Genomic DNA, 18,819 nt, shown 5'->3' on the forward strand with positions numbered 1-18,819 from the left:
AAATTATTAAACTAGTGCCCCAGAAATGGGGCACTTGATCAAAAAAATTAAAACTAAACTAACTCAAAAACTAACCTTTTATTCCTCTATATCCCACCATACTTTTTTAATCATATAGTCACTATCATTTCCACCAATACGCTCTACTTCGGCTGGATTGTATTGAATTTCTGTCGAGAACACTTCCATTCGTCTTATCCATTCTCCTCCAAAAGCAGCATTAGGATTATCTGGTTGCTGTAGAGCTGGGTATATATTTGTACTATAATCATGACGTCTCATATCAACCCAAATTTCAGGGTTAAACCCAAGAGACAAATATTTCTGCATCATAATGTGGCTTAGTGTTAAAGAAGCAGTTGTTTGTGGAAATACAGTGGGATTTGCTAAATAAGCATCAATATCTACCTGAGATACTCCTACTTTTAGCATATTAGCAATTACGCCAGATTCTAACGCACTTAAAGCACGATTTTTATTATCTGCTAAAAAGGCTGCTTCAGCTTCTATAAATTTTACTTCTTCAAACGTCATCAAAGGATAAGGGGTTGTATCAGTGGTATAATATTTCCCAAAAGTAGGACTAACCATGTCTGCATTCATACCATCTAAGGTATTCCCATCTTTGACTCCTCTATATTCTCCGTCAGCTGCTGCTGTATTAACAATGAAGTTAATTCTTGGATCTTCAACACCACCTAAATTATCTCCTTTTAAATAATCAACAACTGTTTTATGCCAAAATGTACTGTAACCTCCATAACCGTCTGAACTCCCTGTTGGTCCCCAAGGATTAGATTGCTCCCAAGCTCCTGAGTAAACAAATCCAGCATCATCTGTTGTACTTGTAAAACCCTGATCTACAAGACTCAAAACTTCAGAAGGGTCATAGTAGGATTTTTTAGTTAAGTGATTTAGCAATCTAGCCTTTAAACTATATCCAAAACGAATCCATTTATTCAGATCTCCATTATACATAATATCGCCTTCAGATAATGGTCTAAAATTATTATTACTTTGAAGATCCGAAATACCTTCATCACATAAATTTAGTAATTCTCTATATACAAATTCTCCATCATCAAACTTAGGTTGACTAACCCCTTTAAAAGCATCTGTATAATACACATCACCAAAAAAATCTACAGTTACACTGAACGCAAAAGCTTTTATAAGTTTTCCTGCTCCTCTATAATGAAGCGAACCTTCTTCTTCTGCAAACTGCATCATTAATTCATTGTTAGACCCTACACGCCAATAATTGTTTTGAAACGAATAATTAGTCCATGCAAAAGTAGACCAGTCGTTAGGTACTCCCCAAGTAAAAGAACGATGCTGTGTAATTGTTGTAGTAACGAATGATGTTAGCCCCATCATATTCATAGTTCCGTCTATAACACTTGGCATCATTTTATCTGGTGTTGTTGACGTAGGTCCATTAGGATCTTCATTAATATCAAAGAAGTCATTGGAGCAAGATTGAAATACAATTGCCAAAAAAGCAATTGCCAATATATTTTTAATAATTTTCATAACATTATTTTTAAAATGAAACATTAATTCCTAAAGACACACCTTTTGTCGTAGGTGTACCTGCATAGTCTATACCAATAGAACCAGTGCCTCTAACACCTGCTCCACCGGAATCTACTTCTGGATCACTTCCTGAATAATCAGTAAACAAAAGCAAGTTTTTACCTGTAAGATTCAATGAAGCACTTTTAATTGGCAACTTGCTAATTATGCTTTCAGGTAAATTGTAATTAAGAGAAATATATCTTAGCCTTACCCAGCTTCCATCTTCAATGAAATTTTGAGCATTTCTTGCATATATGTTTTGATAATAATTTTGGTCTAAAACAACTTGTTGAGTGTTAGGTGATCCATCAGCTAAAACTCCATCAAAGACTGTAGTGGCACCTCTATCAATTGTTTTAGTGCTTAAACCGCTTTTAACTAACTCATGCTCAGTACCATTAAATATATCCCCTCCTTGTCTGAAATCAAATAAAAATGATAAACCAAAATCTTTATATTTAAAAGTATTCGTAATACCTCCAATCCAATCTGGCTCTCGATTAGCATTTAAGTTTTGATTAGTAAGAACTATAGGGTACCCGTCTGCTCCTATAACTAAATCACCATTATCGTTACGTTGCCAAGAAGAACCTTCTAATCCAAAAAATGTTTCTCCAACAAAAGATGCTCCTTGAGCTAAACCAGAAACAGTTATAGCATCAGATTGCACAAAAAGAGGTAACTCTGAAGGAAGGCTTACTAATTTACTTTTGTTAGTACTCCAATTAACATTTACATTCCAACTAAAATTGTTATTTCTTATTGACACGGCATTAAGAGCAATTTCATATCCTTCATTCTCTACTGTACCACCATTTACTAATAAGAATACAAAACCAGCTCCTTGGCTTACTCTAGGTTGTGTGATTTGGTCATTACTCTCTATGTTATAATATGTAAAATCAACTCCCAATTTATTCTTAAAGAATCTAAGGTCTGTCCCTATTTCAAAAGATGCGGTTGTTTCAGGTTTTAAAAATGGATTATTACCAAAAAATCCGGTTCTAAAACCTCCTCCAGTACCAGGATTGTTTTCTAAACTAGAAGCAAGTTTATGTGCTGGTGCATCTTTACCTACTTCTGCCCATGTTCCCCTTATTTTACCATAAGAAAGTAACGATTCTTCTCCTAAATCTAAAAGCTCAGAAAATACCAGACTTGCCCCTACAGAAGGATAAAAGAAGCTTCTATTTTGCCTAGGCAAAGTAGATGTCCAGTCATTACGCCCTGTAAAGCTTAAAAAAGCAATTCTTTTATAGTCAAATTGTAAACTACCGAATGCACTTACAATACGCTTTCTAGTTATAAACTGATCTGATAAAACATTACTTGTATTTCTAATTCCTACAAAATCTGAATTATTAAAATCAGTCCCAAAAAGCGTAGTAGTACTAGTATTAGTCCATTCCACATTATTACCCAATAATAGGGTGGAGTTTAAACCATCTACTATTTCTTTATTTAAAGTGAAAATTAAATTTGAAGTTTTAATTTTACTAGAATTTTCTGATAAAAACAGCCCTCCGTCTTGGTTTCCTGTTAAAGTAGTTCCAGGAGTACGCAATCCTTCAAAATGCTGATTATAAAAATCTAAACCGTATTTATAAGAAATGTTTAACCAATTAAAAGGATCATAGCTCATGTTGTATAGACCAATGAAACGATCTAATTTGTCCTTATTAGTATTGTTACGAGCCGACCAAATAGGGTTATCTATTGACCCAAAATTTCTCGGGCTATTATCTGCGTTTAGATAGTTTCTCACATCATCATTTTTAGGCCAATTGATTAAACCAATCATTACTCCACCTGAACCTCCTAACACACCAGGACCTTCTAAGGGTTTCAAACTATTAGAATTAGTATAATTAGCGGAACCGCCAATAGTCAAATTTTTTAATACCTTAGTATTGCCTTTAATTTTTACTGTAGTTCTATCATAATCCGTATTAGGAATAATTCCTTTTTGATCAGTTCTTGAGCCACTAAAGTAAAATGTTGCACTTTCAGAACCTCCACTAGCACTCAAATTATGAGTTGTTAAATCACCCGTAGTAAAAAAATTATCAAAATTGTTATACGCAGTTCCACTAAGAGCTGGTCCCCATGATAAATGAGTATCAGTATCAACCCCACCTATTCCTTGTTGAAAAGCACTTTGAGTATCTGGAACTTGATTTACAGACATAGTCTCAAACGTGCTACTATAATTAAATTTGGTTACACCACTTTTTCCACTTTTTGTAGTAATAATAATAGCTCCATTAGAAGCCCTTATGCCATACAATGCTGCTGCAGCTGGACCTTTTAGCACAGAAATAGATTCAATATCTGATGGATTTATATCTAACGCGCGATTAGAATTTGATACAGTTCTTGCCAATTGTCCACTTGCACCGATTGGTTCCCCAAGAGTTTCATTATCTATTGGAAGTCCATCAATAACGAATAAGGGCTGATTATTACCATCAATAGACGTACCTCCTCTTATTAGAATGCTAGATGAAGCTCCTGGAGTGCCTCCAGAACTTGTTACTTGTACCCCAGCAATTTGTCCCTGCAAAGTATTTGCAACATTAGGCTGTTGAGATTCTTCAATTACATCTCCTTTTATTGTTTGCACAGCATAACCTAAAGAACGTTTTTGTTCTTTTCTTCCAAACGAAGTAACGACAACTTCATTTAAAACAGCTATATCTTCCTTCAAAACAACATCAATCTCACTTCGATTTGTTACTACAACTTCTTCAGAAATCATTCCAACATAAGAAAATACAAGGACTGCATTATCACTTGACACTGTTATGGAGTAATTCCCATCAAAATCTGTTGTTGCTCCATTAGATGTTCCTTTCTCAAGTACAGTCGCACCTGCCAAGGGCAATCCATCATCTGTAGAAACCTTACCCTTGATAGTTAGTTGATAATTATTTTTATCAGTTAAATCCTTAATTGTTAAACTTTTAATTTGAGCATCTAAATCTCCAGTAGCATCATTTCTATTTTCAAAAAAAGAAGTGTTTTCAGCTTTTTTATTAATTTGTTCTTTAATAACAATATGTGTCCCCACTTGCTCGAATGTCATATTTGTAAACTTCAAGACAAACTTTAGCACACTACTTACAGACGAATCAGTAAATGACTTAGTCACATTTTGAGAATTTTCAAATTTTTTCGGATTATATATTAATCTAAAACCACTTGTGTTTTCTATTTTCTGTAAGGCTTGTTCAATTGGTTCTTTTTTAAATTTAATATTTACATAAGTGTCATCAATATTCTGCCCTATACTTTCGTGAGCAAAAATTGAAGTTATTAAACCAAAAAAAACAAAGAGATGTAAGGAGAGTTTCATGAGGTATTTGATAGATTTACTAGAAATCTTAAAAATATTTTTCATAATTTTGTAGTATTCGTTAGTACTAATTAAATGCCATTGGCGTGGCGTTTGATTAAAATGAGCCGGAAGAATCATCTTCCGGTTTTTTTTGTAATTGTTGAGTTATTTCATATTTAAGTGGGTTTTTAAGTTATTTAGTCATTACAAGATTTTCCAGATATTTTTATTTTACCGTCTTTAATTTCATAATCAAATTTTTGTGCTGAACTCAATAAATCCAAAGCTTTAAAAATTGTAACATTACTTTCAATATTAGCTGTATAAACACATTGTTTTAACTGTGGATTAATAAACTCAAATTTCACATTATACCATTCCTCAAAGCTCTTAGAAATAGAAAGCAGCGTTTGATTATTAAATTTCAACTTGTCTTCATGCCAAACGATTTTACTAAATTGTTTTTTATAGCTATTATCTTGTGTTTTATTATAAACCAATTGATCATTAGGTAATAATATTTGTTTATTAGTATTATTATTGTTCTTAGATTTTTTATCCACAACTGCTACCTTCCCTTCCTTTACTGAGATAATTATAGAATCTTTTTGACTTCTAGCATCTACATTAAAACTTGTGCCTAAAACCTCAATATCTAAATCTTCTGTATGTACAATAAAAGGTTTATCTTTATTCTTAGTGATTTCAAAAAAAGCTTCGCCTTTCAAAAAAACCTCTCTCTTGTTACCATCAAAACTCTTAGGGTATTTTAATTCACTAGATGAATTTAGCACTACGACACTTCCATCTGTTAAAACAATGCGGGATCTTAAAGCATGATCAGTTACTTTCATGTTTAAATCATTACCATGAATTGAGTAATAAGATAAAATTCCAATAGAGATAAAAATTAAAATAGACGCCGCAATACGAATACTCTGGATATTTTTATTAAACCAATTTAATTTTTTTACTTTAATAACGTTTTCAAATATCCTCTTTCCTAATAAATTCATTTCTGCTTCATCCAAATTCAGATGCTCTGAGCCTGATGACTTTTCTAGACCGTCATACCAAATCTCAACAATTTCCCTTTCTCTTTCTGAACAAATTCCAGAAAGGTAATTCTTAATCATTAGCTCTGTAACTTTATTTTTCATGTGAATTGATAAATATAATTAGTAAGTCAGTTCAAAATCAAAAACCCCCTATATGCCTTTAATCTTTTTATGTTTTCTTATATAAAAAGGTTTGTTATTTTTAGAGTATAAATAATGATAAAACCTCTTTAAGATGAAGTCTTAAAACCTTAATAGCTTTAGTAATTTGATTTTCAACTGTTTTTGGTGATATCTCAAGCTTTTTTGCTATTTCCTTGTTAGATAAATTTTCATATCTACTCAATCTAAAAACCTCAGCACACCTATTTGGCAGATTATTAACCTCATTCTCAATTGCAGTATATAACTCATTATAGGCTACAAGTCTTTCAGTATTATAACTATTAATATTTTTGATTTTTGATTTTTCAGCAGAGTACTTTCTTCTAACATTTATTGCATTAAAATGATTTATAATTACATACTTTAGTGCAGTATGAAGGTATGCGGATAACTTTTTACTTAAAATAATTTTTTCTCTTCTAACCCATAGATTAGTAAAAATATCTTGAATTATATTTTCACAAATATCTTTATCTCCAATTTTAGAATATGCAATCCTGAACAAATTTAACCAATAGCGATTATATAGTTCTTTGTATGCAGAATGATTTCCGTTTTGCATTAAAAGAACTAACTCCTCGTCTGATATGGTTTTTATATTATCGGAATTCAAAGCTACATTTTAAGGATTAAATATAATAAACTTAACATTGATCTAAAACATTTTTAACAGAACCATATTTTGAAAGAAGTCTATAAGCCTCGATGTCATCAATATTGAGCTCTTCCATAATAATACCTACTCCTCTGTTTATCAACTTTTTATTGTTAAGCGCCATATTCACCATTTTATTTCCTTTTACCTTTCCCATTTTTATCATAATAGCGGTCGAAATCATATTAAGAACTAATTTTTGTGCTGTTCCTGCCTTCATTCGAGAACTACCTGTTAAAAACTCTGGACCCACAACGACTTCAATAGCGAGATCAACTAATTCAGAAATAGGTGCATTTCTATTACACGACATGGATCCAGTGTAAAGACCTTCATCCTTAGCCTTTTTAAGAGTGCCGAGAACATAAGGTGTTGTGCCAGATGCAGCGATTCCTAAAAGACTATCTTTAGAATTCACATTTTCACTTTGTAAATCCTTCCATCCCTGATCCTTATCGTCCTCAGAATTTTCAACGGCGGTTTGAATAGCTTTCTCTCCTCCCGCTATAAGACCAACGATCATATCTTTTGAAACTCCGAAGGTTGGAGGACATTCTGAAGCATCAAGGATTCCCAACCTTCCACTAGTTCCTGCTCCAATATAAAACAATCGTCCACCACGACTCATCCGATCTACAACTTGGTTAACAAATATGGTGATTGATGAAATTTGCTTTTCAACTGCATATGCAACCTTTTTATCTTCATTATTAATATTTAGCAGCATGAGGTTTGTATCCATTTTCTCTAAATTTTTATAACTTGATTCTTGTTCTGTTGTTTTAATAAAATGTTCCATAATTACATATTAAATTTTCATGCCTATAATATAAAGCAAAGGCATATATCAATTAAAAATTAGGTATTACTTTTAACTTACAACCATATTTATAGTAATATCCGCTTAATTTGTTTAACATTTGGTTGAATAAAATTATTTAAAAATTGATTTTGAAAATAGCGCTTTATCTTTGATCATAAGCAGCAAGAAAAAAGTTATTAATCCATTAATAGGCAGCACCAGAAAACCTATATTAAAATTCAAGAAATCCAAAGTAAATTCACTAATACCGAATGTTAAAATGGGAGATAAAATACAGATAAAAGGAACCTTAGTTTCTTTAATTCTATAATTTGTAACTAAACCAAAAGTAAATAACCCCAATAAAGGACCATAAGTATAACCAGCCGCTAATAGAGCATAGTTTATAATACTATCATCCTTAATATAATAGAAGCACAGTATGATGATTAAAACCACAAAAACCACAACCATGTGAATTTGTTTCCTTAGCTTCTTTGGATTTTTCTTTACTTTAAAAAATAAATCTTGATATGCAGAAGTTGTAAGTGCCGTCATAGATGAATCTGCACTTGAAAAAGATGCGGCAATGACACCTAGTAAAAATATGATTCCAATCCATTCAGGAGTATGTTCTAATGCCAGAGTACCATATATTTGATCCGTATTAATGAATTCTCCCGAAACATCTTTTGGAAAAGAAATATTTCTGAATTTAATAAATTCAAAAAGTAAAAACCCCAAGATTAAGAACAATAGATTAGTTAAAAACAAAGCGATACTAAAAAATAATATATTTTTTTGTGACTCTTTTATGGATTTACAAGCAAGTGATTTTTGCATCATATTTTGATCTAGTCCAGTCATAGAAATTGCAATGAACACCCCTGCAATAAATTGTTTGAAAAAATTTGAGCCCTCATTAAACTCCCAATTAAAAACTAATTCGGGCAATTGAGATATCAGAATATTGGATAAATCGACAGAAGTAACATTGATCTGATCCATTATATATATCAACATGGTAAATAAGGCTATTAAAATAAATAACGTTTGTAGCGTATCTGTATAAATTATGGTTTTAATACCACCATTTTTTGTATACAACCAAATAAAAAATAATATAAAGATAACAGTAGCTTCAAACGGAATATTCAGGTTGTCAAATAATATTTTTTGAAGCACTAAGGCCACAATTAACAACCTCAATGACGCACCTACCGCCTGAGAAACTAAAAAGAAAATAGCTCCTGCTTTTTGTGAAGTTCTACCGAACCTGTTACCCAAATACTCATAAATGGAAACTAATTTAAGTTTGTAGTATAATGGAATTAATATATAGCTAATTACAGTATAGCCAACCATATAGCCAATTACTATCTGTAAATAGTAAAAGTTGTTGTTACCGACTTCTCCTGGAACAGAAATAAAAGTGATTCCGGATAGTGAGGCACCTATCATTCCAAATGCAACAAGGCTCCATTTGGCGTCACGATTAGACGTGAAAAATAAATCATTATTACTCTCCTTGTCGCTTGATAAATATGCAATCAATAAAAGTATTGATATGTATATAATAAAAATTGCAACCCCTATTGACGTCCGCATACTTCAAAAGACAGTTTAAATTGAACATCGAAAAAAGGCGACTTAAATATAGTCTTAATAAACACATGGAATTTGGGAATGAGAAAATCATTTTTGAGTAGATACAGCAGACTACTCTTAGATTTCCTAAAATCTAAACTAGTTAACATTATTTGGCGTAATTCGTTAATACTCATTCTACATATAACATGTAGAATATTTTTAAATAATCTTTAATTTAGGGTTTATCAATTGGTGACCATGATACATTCTGAGAAGCCCATTTATACACTTTAAAATACACAGTAGTGTTCGTGTTATGAACCCCCTTTATTTTATGAATTTTATTTTGAATCATATCCACCATTTGAACATTATCCTTACATAATACATTAATTTCAATTTGATAGTTTCCTGATATCAATGCTAAAAATCTAACATCACTAATTTTCATAAGTGCTGTTACCACCTTATTAAGTTCCAAGGCAGGTTTTACCTCAATATTTACTCTAGCATATGAATTAAATCCAGCCTTAAGTGGATCAGTCCAGCTTATAATATGAATTATTTTATCACGTACTAATCTATTGTATCTATTACTAACTGTTCCAACGGCCAAATTTAACTTTCCCGCTATCTCAGAAAAAGATTTTCTACCATCGTTTTGTAATTCTGAAATAATTTTAACATCAATAGTGTCAATTGAGAAGCTATTTCTATCCATTTAAAAATTTATCAATGCACAATATTATGAAATAATTTTAATAATTCACATATTAAATGAAATATTTCCAATAATTATAGCTAAAACGTAATTTTTTTAAATTTATTCACATTGTTGATCTATCAACTAAACTGATAAAAACCATTATTCAAAATTTGTTATTTACATAAAAAAACTAAGATAACACCTTTATGCCCCACCTTAAATGTCTTTAAATTTGAAGTAGTTAATAAATCTTCTGGTCTAGAGCCTTAATAATTATTCTTTAGCTCAAAAATAGGGGCTTTATAGATTTGAACTGACTTATAATATAACCAAACTAGCATTGAAGTCCATGAGAATTATTTGCTATTTACATTAATAAAAAATCGTATTCATTAACTATCATAGTGGATATCTTGTATGAACCCAAAAACACCAAATCTAGTATTTATAAATGATTGATGGAGTTTCTCTAAATACTAGCCAAAAAAGGATTTAAATACAATGTTTCAGGTTACCAACTGGTTAAATCCACACAAGCTATAATATGAAATTAGTCTGTAAAGAATAGAAAAAACTTGATACTGTTTTTCGATACGGGTATCGATTAAGTCAACAATTAATAACACTAAAGGTCAACTATGGATTTGAAAATAAAAGATCTAATCAAAATAACTGTTATGGTACGAAAATTATTATTGTTTTTAATATTATTTACATTCACTTTTGCCCTATTTGAAGCATGCCAAAATAAACCGCCAGAGGCCGATAAAATTATTATTAACGCAAAAATATGGACTGGGAATGACAAACAGATTACTGCACAAGCCATGGCTATAAAAGGGGATTCAATACTAGCAATAGGAAACAATGAAGATATTTATAAATACAAACACTCTAATTCCAAAATAATTGACTTTAAAAATGCTTTTGTTACACCAGGTTTTATAGACTCTCATGTACATCTAATGCAATCAGGACATAGTCTTTCGAGTGTTCAACTCAGACTGGCAAATTCAAAAAGAGCATTCACTAATACTATTGAATCTTATATACAAGATAAGGATCCGGGCACATGGATTTTGGAAGGGAATTGGGATCATACTCTTTGGGGTGGTGAGCTACCACATAAAGAATGGATAGATAGCTTTTCAAAGAATAATCCTGTTTTCATTTGCCGATTAGATGGACATATGGGATTAGCAAATTCCTTGGCTTTAGAATTAGCTGGTATAGACAAGAACACATTAGATATTGAGGGTGGAACTATTGTTCGAAATGAAGACGGAACACCTACGGGAATCCTAAAGGATAATGCCATGTTCCTCGTACTTGATAAAATCCCATCATACAGTAAAAATCAAAATAGAAAAGCTTTGGCAGAAGCCACTGAATATCTGTTTTCGAATGGTGTAACATCAGTACATGACATGGGTACCATTAGTGACTACCAAACGTATCAAACGGCACAGCGTGAAGGTGCATTAGATTTAAGGATTTATTCGGTAATGCCCTTAGACAAATGGCATGAAGTGAAAGAACTTGTTCATAAACATGGCAAAGGAGATAAGTGGCTTCAAATAGGAGGTCTAAAAGGTTTTGTTGATGGATCACTTGGATCACATACTGCAGCATTTGAAAACCCCTACATAGATACCCCAGACGATTCAGGGTTCTTTGTAAATGACGAGTCATATTTGTACAAGTGCATCTCAAATGCTGATAAATCTGGACTTCAAGTTATGATTCACGCCATTGGTGATAAAGCCATCAACTCACTTTTAAATCTGTATGAGACCATTTCAAAAGAAAACAACTTACAAGACAAGAGGTTTAGAATTGAACATGCCCAACACATCTCGGAAAAGGACATTGCTAGATTTTCAAAATTGAATATTATTCCTAGCATGCAACCATATCACGCAATTGATGACGGAAGATGGGCAGAAAAATTAATTGGTCCTAAACGTATAAAAACCACATATGCCTTCAAATCGCTTATAGATTCAGGTGCCTTGATAGCCTTTGGAAGTGATTGGTCCGTAGCTCCAGCAAATCCCATAGAGGGAATTTATGCAGCCGTGACCAGAAGAACTCTAGATGACAAAAATCCTAACGGTTGGGTTCCTGAGCAAAAAATAACCGTAGAACAATCCTTATTAGCATATACAAAGAATGCTGCTTATGCAGCTTTTAACGAGTATAAAACTGGCACCCTTGAACCAGGTAAATTAGCAGATTTTGTTGTTTTAAGTGACAATTTGATGGCAATAGATCCTAAAAAACTAAATAAAGTAAAAGTATTAAAGACCTATGTTGGTGGTAAAAAAGTTTTTGATATAAGTGAAAAATAAAAACATCGAATTATGTAATTACCATTTACCTAAAAAACAATTTAAAGTCTAGTCTCGAATAGCGGCTATTAGAATAAAATAACAATCAATAAAGTAATTAAAACATATCCTATGCGTCTATCTTGCAATGCAGCCATATCTAAAGGTAACGGTACATTTTCTATAGAAACTATTGACATAGAAAAACCTGAGGATGAAGAAGTTATAATACAAATAAAAGCGGCCAGTCTGTGCCATACAGATCTTAATTCTTTACATTGGGGTAAACCTTTGGTCATGGGACACGAAGGTTCAGGGATCGTTACTCAAATTGGCAAAAAAGTTAGAAGTGTAGCTATTGGAGATCCTGTTATTTTAAACTGGGCAACTCCCTGCGGACATTGCTATCAATGCCATAAAGAAAACGAACATCTTTGTGAAAACAACTCTCCTGTTATTGCAGGTTCCAATGGGTATAACTCTGGTCACGCACATTTAGAAGGAACTAAATGGAAAGGACAACCTATATTGCGGTCTTTTAATATTGGAACACTTTCAGAATATACTTTAGTTAAAGAGATTGCAGTTGTAAAAAATCCTTTGCCGAATATGTCACATGCATCAGCTAGTATGATAAGCTGTGGCGTTATGACTGGATTTGGTTCGGTTATGAATGTTGCTAAAATAACGGCTCAAGATTCCACAGTTGTTATAGGTGCAGGTGGTGTTGGCTTAAATATTATTCAAGCGGCTAAGCTGTGTAAGTCCAAAATGATCGTGGCCATTGATGTCCATGAAAATCGTTTAGCAATGGCTAAAGAATTTGGGGCAACTCATACGATATTAGCAAGTAAAGACGATAACGGGCTTATCAAGACTTCACAGGAAGTAAGAACATTAACTAATGGCAGAGGAGCAGACTATGCTTTTGAATGTACAGGCATACCCAAACTTGGAGCGGCACCTCTTGCGATGATTCGAAATGCAGGAACCGCTATACAGGTCAGTGGCATTGAAGAGCAGGTATTAATAGATATGACTTTGTTTGAATGGGACAAAAAGTATATAAATCCTTTGTATGGCCAGTGCAAACCTCAAACAGACTTTCCTAAAATCATTGAATACTATAAACAAGGAAAGTTAATGCTCGATGATATGGTTAGCAAAACTTACTCAATCGATCAATTACAAGACGCTTTTGATGATATGGAGTCTGGTAAAACAGCAAAAGGAGTCATTGTTTTTAATTAATGGATCACCATGGGTAAGTCTAAATTTAAATCAACAGAAATATCAAACCCTGAGTTCGAAAGTAATAATCTTCGTTTTATTACCGTAAAAACTCCAAATTTAAAAGGAAGAGGAGATATCTGTGTATTTGTGCCTCCACTAAAAAACTTAAAAGACATCCCTATAGTTACACTATTACACGGTGTTTATGCAAGTGCTTGGGCTTGGCCATTTAAAACGGGGGTTCATCTCAAAGCTTGGGACATGATGCAAAAGAACATAATCAACCCTATGGTTTTGGTGATGCCTTCAGATGGCTTATGGGGTGATGGATCTGCATATTTACCTCATAACGGATTTAATTTTGAGCAATGGATTACCGAGGATGTTATCGAAGGCATAATAGAGAACATCGATATGACTAGCAATAAATCAAGTTTATACATTTCTGGCTTATCTATGGGAGGATATGGTGCACTCAGATTAGGTGCCAAATATCATAAAAAATACAAAGCCATTTCAGCCCATTCATCCCTTACAAATATTGACCAAATGCATTTGTTTGTTGAAGAAGATATCACATTATATAATCAATCTGGTAAAGAAGAAACCGCTATTATTGAAATCATGTTAAAGCACAAAAACAAATTACCACATATTAGATTTGATTGCGGTAAAAATGATATAATGATAGCGCATAATAGACTATTACATCAGCAACTAGAAAAAGCACAGGTGCCACATAAATTCTATGAATATGATGGCGTTCATGAATGGAAGTACTGGGAAAAACACATTAAGGATACATTAATATTCTTCAATCAATTTAACAATTAAAATAAACGAGTTATGTCTAAAATTAAAGATTTATCTAAAGTTCATGGTTTAATTTCTGATTTTTTTAAGTGGCCAGAAACATCCCAAGAATGGGAACAATACAAACTGTCCAACGAACAGGTCGCTTTTTTCAAAGAGTTTGGTTATTTAGCCAATATAAAACTACTTGAAGAATGGCAAGTTGACCAACTCAATGAAGAACTTGCAAAGATTCAGGATCCAAATCATCCTGGTAATGATTTATTTCATGAATTCCACACCAATGAATCTACAGATCCAAACAAAACTCTTTTTCATTCATTGGGACACTGGCGCGTGACTCCAGGTTTTCACGACGTTAATTGGAATCCCGCTTTTGTTATGGCGGCTAGTCAATTACTAGACAATCGCTCCGTACGCTTTTGGCACGATCAGTTATTCTGTAAGCCAGCCAAACATGGTGGTGTTGTCGCGTGGCATCAAGACTATTCCTATTGGACTCGAACCGTTAAAATGCAGCACCTAACTTGTTGGACTGCACTAGATGATGCAAACAAAAGTAATGGATGCCTACAATATATCCCAAAAAGCCATACGTGGGGTCTACTAGACAAACCTGTTTTAACCGGTCCCATGGATGAGTTTAAGAATTTCCTAAATGATGAACAGAAATCAGCATTCAAAAACAAAGTTGCCGTAGAGATAAAAAAAGGACATGCTTCATTTCATCACCCTCTTATGGTACATGGATCTTATGAAAATAGTTCAGAATTCTCACGACGTGCCTTTGTGTTAAACGTATTTGCAGATGGGACAGTTTCAGATTCAAACGATCCCTTATTAAAAGGTGTTCCAATAGTCAAAAAAGGGAATAAAATGGAAGGTCAATTTTTTCCTTTATTATTAGATACTGCTAAGTTTTAATAAAGTACCACCTGAAGAAATAAAAAACAAAAAAAGAGCGGTATATCCGCTCTTTTTAATGATAATAACTTATTCTATTAATTCTTTAACAACTTTCCTGTTTGAATGTTGTTACCTATTCTTAATTTATAAACATAAAGTCCTTTCTTTACTTTTCTGTTACTACTATCACTAGCGTTCCAAATAATATGATTCTTGCCTTTATTATTACCGGTTACTTCTACCTCCTTAATCTTAATCCCTTGTAAGTTATAAATTTCTAGTTTCACATAGGTATCATCTTCAGGCACATCATATGCTAATGTCACTTCATCTTCAAAAGTATTTGGGTAAGCCTTAGCTATACTGACTTTAGATTCATTTAAGTTAGCGGTATAAGCACTCTTATTTGTACCACCAGAATAAGGGTCAAATCTTAGGGATAAGTCATCTATAGCAAAATCACTACCATTAGCAATACAATTAGTTGAATAAATTGTAATAGTTACACTATCGTTCGCATGTATATTTGGAAAATCAAATGAAACCAACCCCCAATCACAAGTGGTCATATTTGGGATAAAACTTCCTGCGTAAACCTGTCCAACGCCATTATCAAAATTGTAATAAAATTCCAGCTCAGGAAGCTGAGATGTTGAACTCACATCCAAGACATTGGTTACTCGGCACTGAAATTTCACTAATCCGAAATTTGCTGGTATGGTTGTCTCTTGCTGCCATACAATTTTTTGATCACAGTTTGAAGTATCAAAAGTGTTTACAATCATAATATTGCCGAAATCTCTGGTAGGGTCACCACAACTAGCAAATCCGGAATGAAATGAGGAAGCGTAAGGTTGTATGCCATATTTACCCTCATCATTTCCAGTATTATTATAGTCTGTATTAAAATTTAATGCTGTTAAATCCTCAAAGTCACCATTCTCTAATAAATTACAATTTGAAACATTAACGTTAAAAAAGTCAGAGTAGAAGATCTCAGCACCTTTTTCAAGTTTTACTCGAAAACTCTCATTTCCAGCCAAACTACTAAAGTCTGCATCTTCCCAGCTATAAAACCCGTCATCATTAGTACTCCCCAATGACAAGGATCCACTATTGTTTCCCTCAATAGTTATCTCAACAAATCCAGATAAAGGGTCATTAGAAATCCAATTTATAAATAGTGGTGTCCCATTACATGCCACACTTGTAAGTGCATTTGGTGATTGTATTAGAATAGAAGGAACAGTAGACACAAAAGGCGAATTACTTACCTTTTTTCTGAACCCCATGAAATTTGGTATTTTCCGGTAAGGTACTGGATAAAAAAGTGAGTTTCCACTTGGAGTAAACCATGTAGACGACCCTCCTCCATCTATTACTGCCATATTCCCCTCAGTTATTGACGGAGAAACAGAAATTAGTTTGGATTTAAGGATGTCAATACTGTGATCACCAGGTTCGAAAATCCGTTCTCCTATTATTAATAAAGTTTCTTTACCAGCAAAGGCATCATTATCTATTGCTGTCAATAATGTAAACCTATTACCATCAGACATATCTGAAACGCTGTACAATTGCACATCAAAATCTGAACTAGGGCTAAAATTACCTATTTCAACATCATTCTCATTAAATTTTAGAGTTTTTGGGCCTTCGAAAGTAGATCCTCCTCCTGTTAAAACAGGTTCAGAAGATGAGTATTTTATTGCTGTAGATAATTGAGTCACAAAACTATTTGATTCAAAAAAGGATAAATTGACCATTCCACGGTATTCAGTACCAGTAAATCCAGAATACCTTGAATAGGCTGCAGGGTGATAATACTTTTGAAAAGTGGGACTATAAGCATTTTGAATACTTGTTCCTGAAGGCTTTCCCATTTGAGCAATGCCGCCATTAAAAATATCAATTTGAATACAATTTAAATTAATGACATACATATATGTTTCATAGTCATAAGGATCAGTAGTATTATAACGGTATAAATCGACGCCATCTCCTGTTGATTCTTGAATGGTCCAGTCTGAAATCGGTGGAACAAAGGAACTACCACATTGTGCTATCATTTTAGATGTATATAGCATACTAAAAAAAACCATTAAAGTTTTACTTATTCTAATTAATTTTAATTTCATAATTTGTCGTTTTTTTGATTAATATATAGTAATAGGTCAAGTCAAACTTAAAAATCCCCTACTTACCTATTAATTTTAAACTAGTTTCAATTAAAAAGTCAAGATAATCAACATGCTTTTTAAGAAAACATTTAGCCAATAGACTCAATTATTAGAACCAAATTGAATCCTTAATTCTCCCAACTAAAAACAAAAAGCCTTCAAGTTTGGCAGTTTTTTCCTTGGTCTTTGTAATTCATAATCATAAATGATTTGACCTAATTTTTCAAAAAATGGCAAACCATCGGTTTCATAAGCATAGTTATTGTCATCATAAATTTGATTATTATTAACATTAATTACAGCAGAAACAAAAAATTCTATTTTGTTTTTCAAATCTATGATATAGGCATTATCAACTAAAAACCCATAAGCTGCACCTGCTTTATTAAAAATTTTAATATAATCTGGAATCTTTACATCAGAATTTCCAAACATAAAATATTTAACTCGGGAGTCTTTATAGCTATTAACTGGTTTACCATAACCTGACTCTCTTGGTAACATTGACATATATTTATATAAAAATTTATAATCTGAAGAAGCCAGCAATAACTTTGAATTACTAGCATTAACTTTTGGAAACATAAGTTTTTTCAAGAATTCATGTTGATTACTAATCCCAAATTTACTCTTAACATTAAAATCCTTTGGGCTCATAATAAGCGAATCATTATCATAATAACCCACGCCTTTCTTTAAAGATACTTTATCAAAATATAAATGATCTTTTTTCAATGGTTTATAATAAACAGTATCTCCGTTTTTCTTTAAAAAAACTACTGGATTTGTGTAACTATTTTGAGTTACGGTAAACGGTGTAGATAATCTATGCCTAATATTCACTTGATTGTAGCCTAATGTTTTCAACCTTTTATTAATATATTCAGGTCCAAGAAACTCATAGAGCCTGTTAAAAGCATTATTATCGCTATAAATAAGCATTTTTTTAATATGATCTGCAACAGTGGGAAACCCTTGTTTCGTAGTTTTATCTTGATACATTCTAGTTTGACCAGCATAGGCACTATCATTCTGCATAATAGTATACTTGTTCAACTTTCTTTTCTCAAGTAAATGAAGTTTTTCTAATGCCAGTACAGCTACTGGTAGTTTTACAGTACTTGCAGGGTAAAAATAATTTAAGGAGTCCTCTTGAAATAAGTACGTAGAAAAAATAGGACTATTACCTCTAGTTCTATCCACTTTAGTATAAATAATCTGAATTTCATAAGTATTATTCTTACCAAAATACTTATTATAAAATGTTGTGTCTTGTTTCAATAATGTTTCTAAAAAGACATTTTTTTTCTTATTTTCATCAACTGTTTTCTGTGCAAAACAACTTGTATATAAGAAAACAGCAATTGAAAATAAAAGAGGTTTTGTTTTCATTGTTTATCTATTTTAATGGCTAAAGAATATTTCTGTTGAATAATTGCAAAACTGTTTTATTAAATAATTGATAT

At 32.4% G+C, this 18,819-nt stretch carries 13 protein-coding genes; 4 read left to right on the forward strand and 9 right to left on the reverse strand.

Going from position 1 to position 18,819, the window contains the following annotated elements; all coding sequences use genetic code 11:
• Window positions 1-78: 78 nt before the first annotated feature.
• The 7 genes from RG22_RS03215 to RG22_RS03245 form a co-directional block, all read right to left on the reverse strand.
• Window positions 79-1,533: a SusD/RagB family nutrient-binding outer membrane lipoprotein gene (locus RG22_RS03215; protein ID WP_162183634.1), complete on the reverse strand. Its 1,455-nt coding sequence runs from the start codon at window positions 1,531-1,533 to the stop codon at window positions 79-81.
• A 10-nt stretch (window positions 1,534-1,543) separates the two neighbouring features.
• Complete coding sequence (locus RG22_RS03220) at window positions 1,544-4,978, reverse strand: SusC/RagA family TonB-linked outer membrane protein (protein WP_162183635.1); 3,435 nt, start codon at window positions 4,976-4,978, stop codon at window positions 1,544-1,546.
• A 134-nt stretch (window positions 4,979-5,112) separates the two neighbouring features.
• Window positions 5,113-6,075: a FecR family protein gene (locus RG22_RS17205; protein ID WP_052143607.1), complete on the reverse strand. Its 963-nt coding sequence runs from the start codon at window positions 6,073-6,075 to the stop codon at window positions 5,113-5,115.
• A gap of 100 nt (window positions 6,076-6,175) precedes the next feature.
• Window positions 6,176-6,751 carry an RNA polymerase sigma-70 factor gene (locus RG22_RS03230; RefSeq protein ID WP_052143608.1) on the reverse strand — a complete coding sequence of 192 codons (576 nt, stop codon included), beginning with the start codon at window positions 6,749-6,751 and terminating at the stop codon, window positions 6,176-6,178.
• Between the two features lie 31 nt (window positions 6,752-6,782).
• The gene (gene murQ / locus RG22_RS03235; protein WP_034040830.1) at window positions 6,783-7,592 is read right to left on the reverse strand and encodes an N-acetylmuramic acid 6-phosphate etherase; all 810 of its coding nucleotides are present in this window, start codon (window positions 7,590-7,592) and stop codon (window positions 6,783-6,785) included.
• Window positions 7,593-7,727: 135 nt separating this feature from the next.
• The gene (locus RG22_RS03240; RefSeq protein WP_034040832.1) at window positions 7,728-9,203 is read right to left on the reverse strand and encodes a sodium:solute symporter; all 1,476 of its coding nucleotides are present in this window, start codon (window positions 9,201-9,203) and stop codon (window positions 7,728-7,730) included.
• A gap of 217 nt (window positions 9,204-9,420) precedes the next feature.
• Window positions 9,421-9,906, reverse strand: a complete 486-nt coding sequence (locus RG22_RS03245) for an Lrp/AsnC family transcriptional regulator (protein ID WP_034040834.1) — start codon at window positions 9,904-9,906, stop codon at window positions 9,421-9,423.
• A 662-nt stretch (window positions 9,907-10,568) separates the two neighbouring features.
• Here RG22_RS03245 and RG22_RS03250 point away from each other — a divergent pair.
• The 4 genes from RG22_RS03250 (at window position 10,569) to RG22_RS03265 (ending at window position 15,191) form a co-directional block, all read left to right on the forward strand.
• Window positions 10,569-12,242: an amidohydrolase gene (locus RG22_RS03250; protein WP_081997776.1), complete on the forward strand. Its 1,674-nt coding sequence runs from the start codon at window positions 10,569-10,571 to the stop codon at window positions 12,240-12,242.
• Window positions 12,243-12,353: 111 nt separating this feature from the next.
• Window positions 12,354-13,472, forward strand: a complete 1,119-nt coding sequence (locus tag RG22_RS03255; protein ID WP_034040836.1) for a Zn-dependent alcohol dehydrogenase — start codon at window positions 12,354-12,356, stop codon at window positions 13,470-13,472.
• A gap of 9 nt (window positions 13,473-13,481) precedes the next feature.
• Window positions 13,482-14,288 carry an alpha/beta hydrolase gene (locus RG22_RS03260; protein WP_034040838.1) on the forward strand — a complete coding sequence of 269 codons (807 nt, stop codon included), beginning with the start codon at window positions 13,482-13,484 and terminating at the stop codon, window positions 14,286-14,288.
• 12 nt (window positions 14,289-14,300) lie between these two features.
• Window positions 14,301-15,191 (forward strand): phytanoyl-CoA dioxygenase family protein, encoded by an 891-nt coding sequence (locus tag RG22_RS03265; protein WP_034040840.1) that lies wholly within the window; start codon window positions 14,301-14,303, stop codon window positions 15,189-15,191.
• A 77-nt stretch (window positions 15,192-15,268) separates the two neighbouring features.
• Here RG22_RS03265 and RG22_RS03270 read toward each other — a convergent pair whose 3' ends face one another.
• Together RG22_RS03270 and RG22_RS03275 are read right to left on the reverse strand one after the other, a co-directional pair.
• Window positions 15,269-17,311 carry a T9SS type A sorting domain-containing protein gene (locus tag RG22_RS03270; RefSeq protein WP_081997658.1) on the reverse strand — a complete coding sequence of 681 codons (2,043 nt, stop codon included), beginning with the start codon at window positions 17,309-17,311 and terminating at the stop codon, window positions 15,269-15,271.
• Between the two features lie 183 nt (window positions 17,312-17,494).
• A complete protein-coding gene (locus RG22_RS03275; RefSeq protein WP_052143609.1) occupies window positions 17,495-18,745 on the reverse strand; it encodes a serine hydrolase in 1,251 nt (416 codons plus the stop codon).
• Between the last annotated feature and the right edge of the window lie 74 nt (window positions 18,746-18,819).

The organism is Wocania ichthyoenteri Th78 (assembly GCF_000789235.1).
Taxonomy (GTDB): Bacteria; Bacteroidota; Bacteroidia; order Flavobacteriales; family Flavobacteriaceae; genus Wocania_A; species Wocania_A ichthyoenteri.

Excerpts from the sequence above, each read along its gene's own strand:
- RG22_RS03215 (WP_162183634.1), bottom strand. The coding sequence starts at position 1,533 with ATGAAAATTATTAAAAATATATTGGCAATTGCTTTTTTGGCAATTGTA.
- RG22_RS03220 (WP_162183635.1), bottom strand. The coding sequence starts at position 4,978 with ATGAAAAATATTTTTAAGATTTCTAGTAAATCTATCAAATACCTCATG.
- RG22_RS17205 (WP_052143607.1), bottom strand. The coding sequence starts at position 6,075 with ATGAAAAATAAAGTTACAGAGCTAATGATTAAGAATTACCTTTCTGGA.
- murQ (WP_034040830.1), bottom strand. The coding sequence starts at position 7,592 with ATGGAACATTTTATTAAAACAACAGAACAAGAATCAAGTTATAAAAAT.
- RG22_RS03240 (WP_034040832.1), bottom strand. The coding sequence starts at position 9,203 with ATGCGGACGTCAATAGGGGTTGCAATTTTTATTATATACATATCAATA.
- RG22_RS03245 (WP_034040834.1), bottom strand. The coding sequence starts at position 9,906 with ATGGATAGAAATAGCTTCTCAATTGACACTATTGATGTTAAAATTATT.
- RG22_RS03250 (WP_081997776.1), top strand. The coding sequence starts at position 10,569 with ATGGTACGAAAATTATTATTGTTTTTAATATTATTTACATTCACTTTT.
- RG22_RS03255 (WP_034040836.1), top strand. The coding sequence starts at position 12,354 with ATGCGTCTATCTTGCAATGCAGCCATATCTAAAGGTAACGGTACATTT.
- RG22_RS03260 (WP_034040838.1), top strand. The coding sequence starts at position 13,482 with ATGGGTAAGTCTAAATTTAAATCAACAGAAATATCAAACCCTGAGTTC.
- RG22_RS03265 (WP_034040840.1), top strand. The coding sequence starts at position 14,301 with ATGTCTAAAATTAAAGATTTATCTAAAGTTCATGGTTTAATTTCTGAT.
- RG22_RS03270 (WP_081997658.1), bottom strand. The coding sequence starts at position 17,311 with ATGAAATTAAAATTAATTAGAATAAGTAAAACTTTAATGGTTTTTTTT.
- RG22_RS03275 (WP_052143609.1), bottom strand. The coding sequence starts at position 18,745 with ATGAAAACAAAACCTCTTTTATTTTCAATTGCTGTTTTCTTATATACA.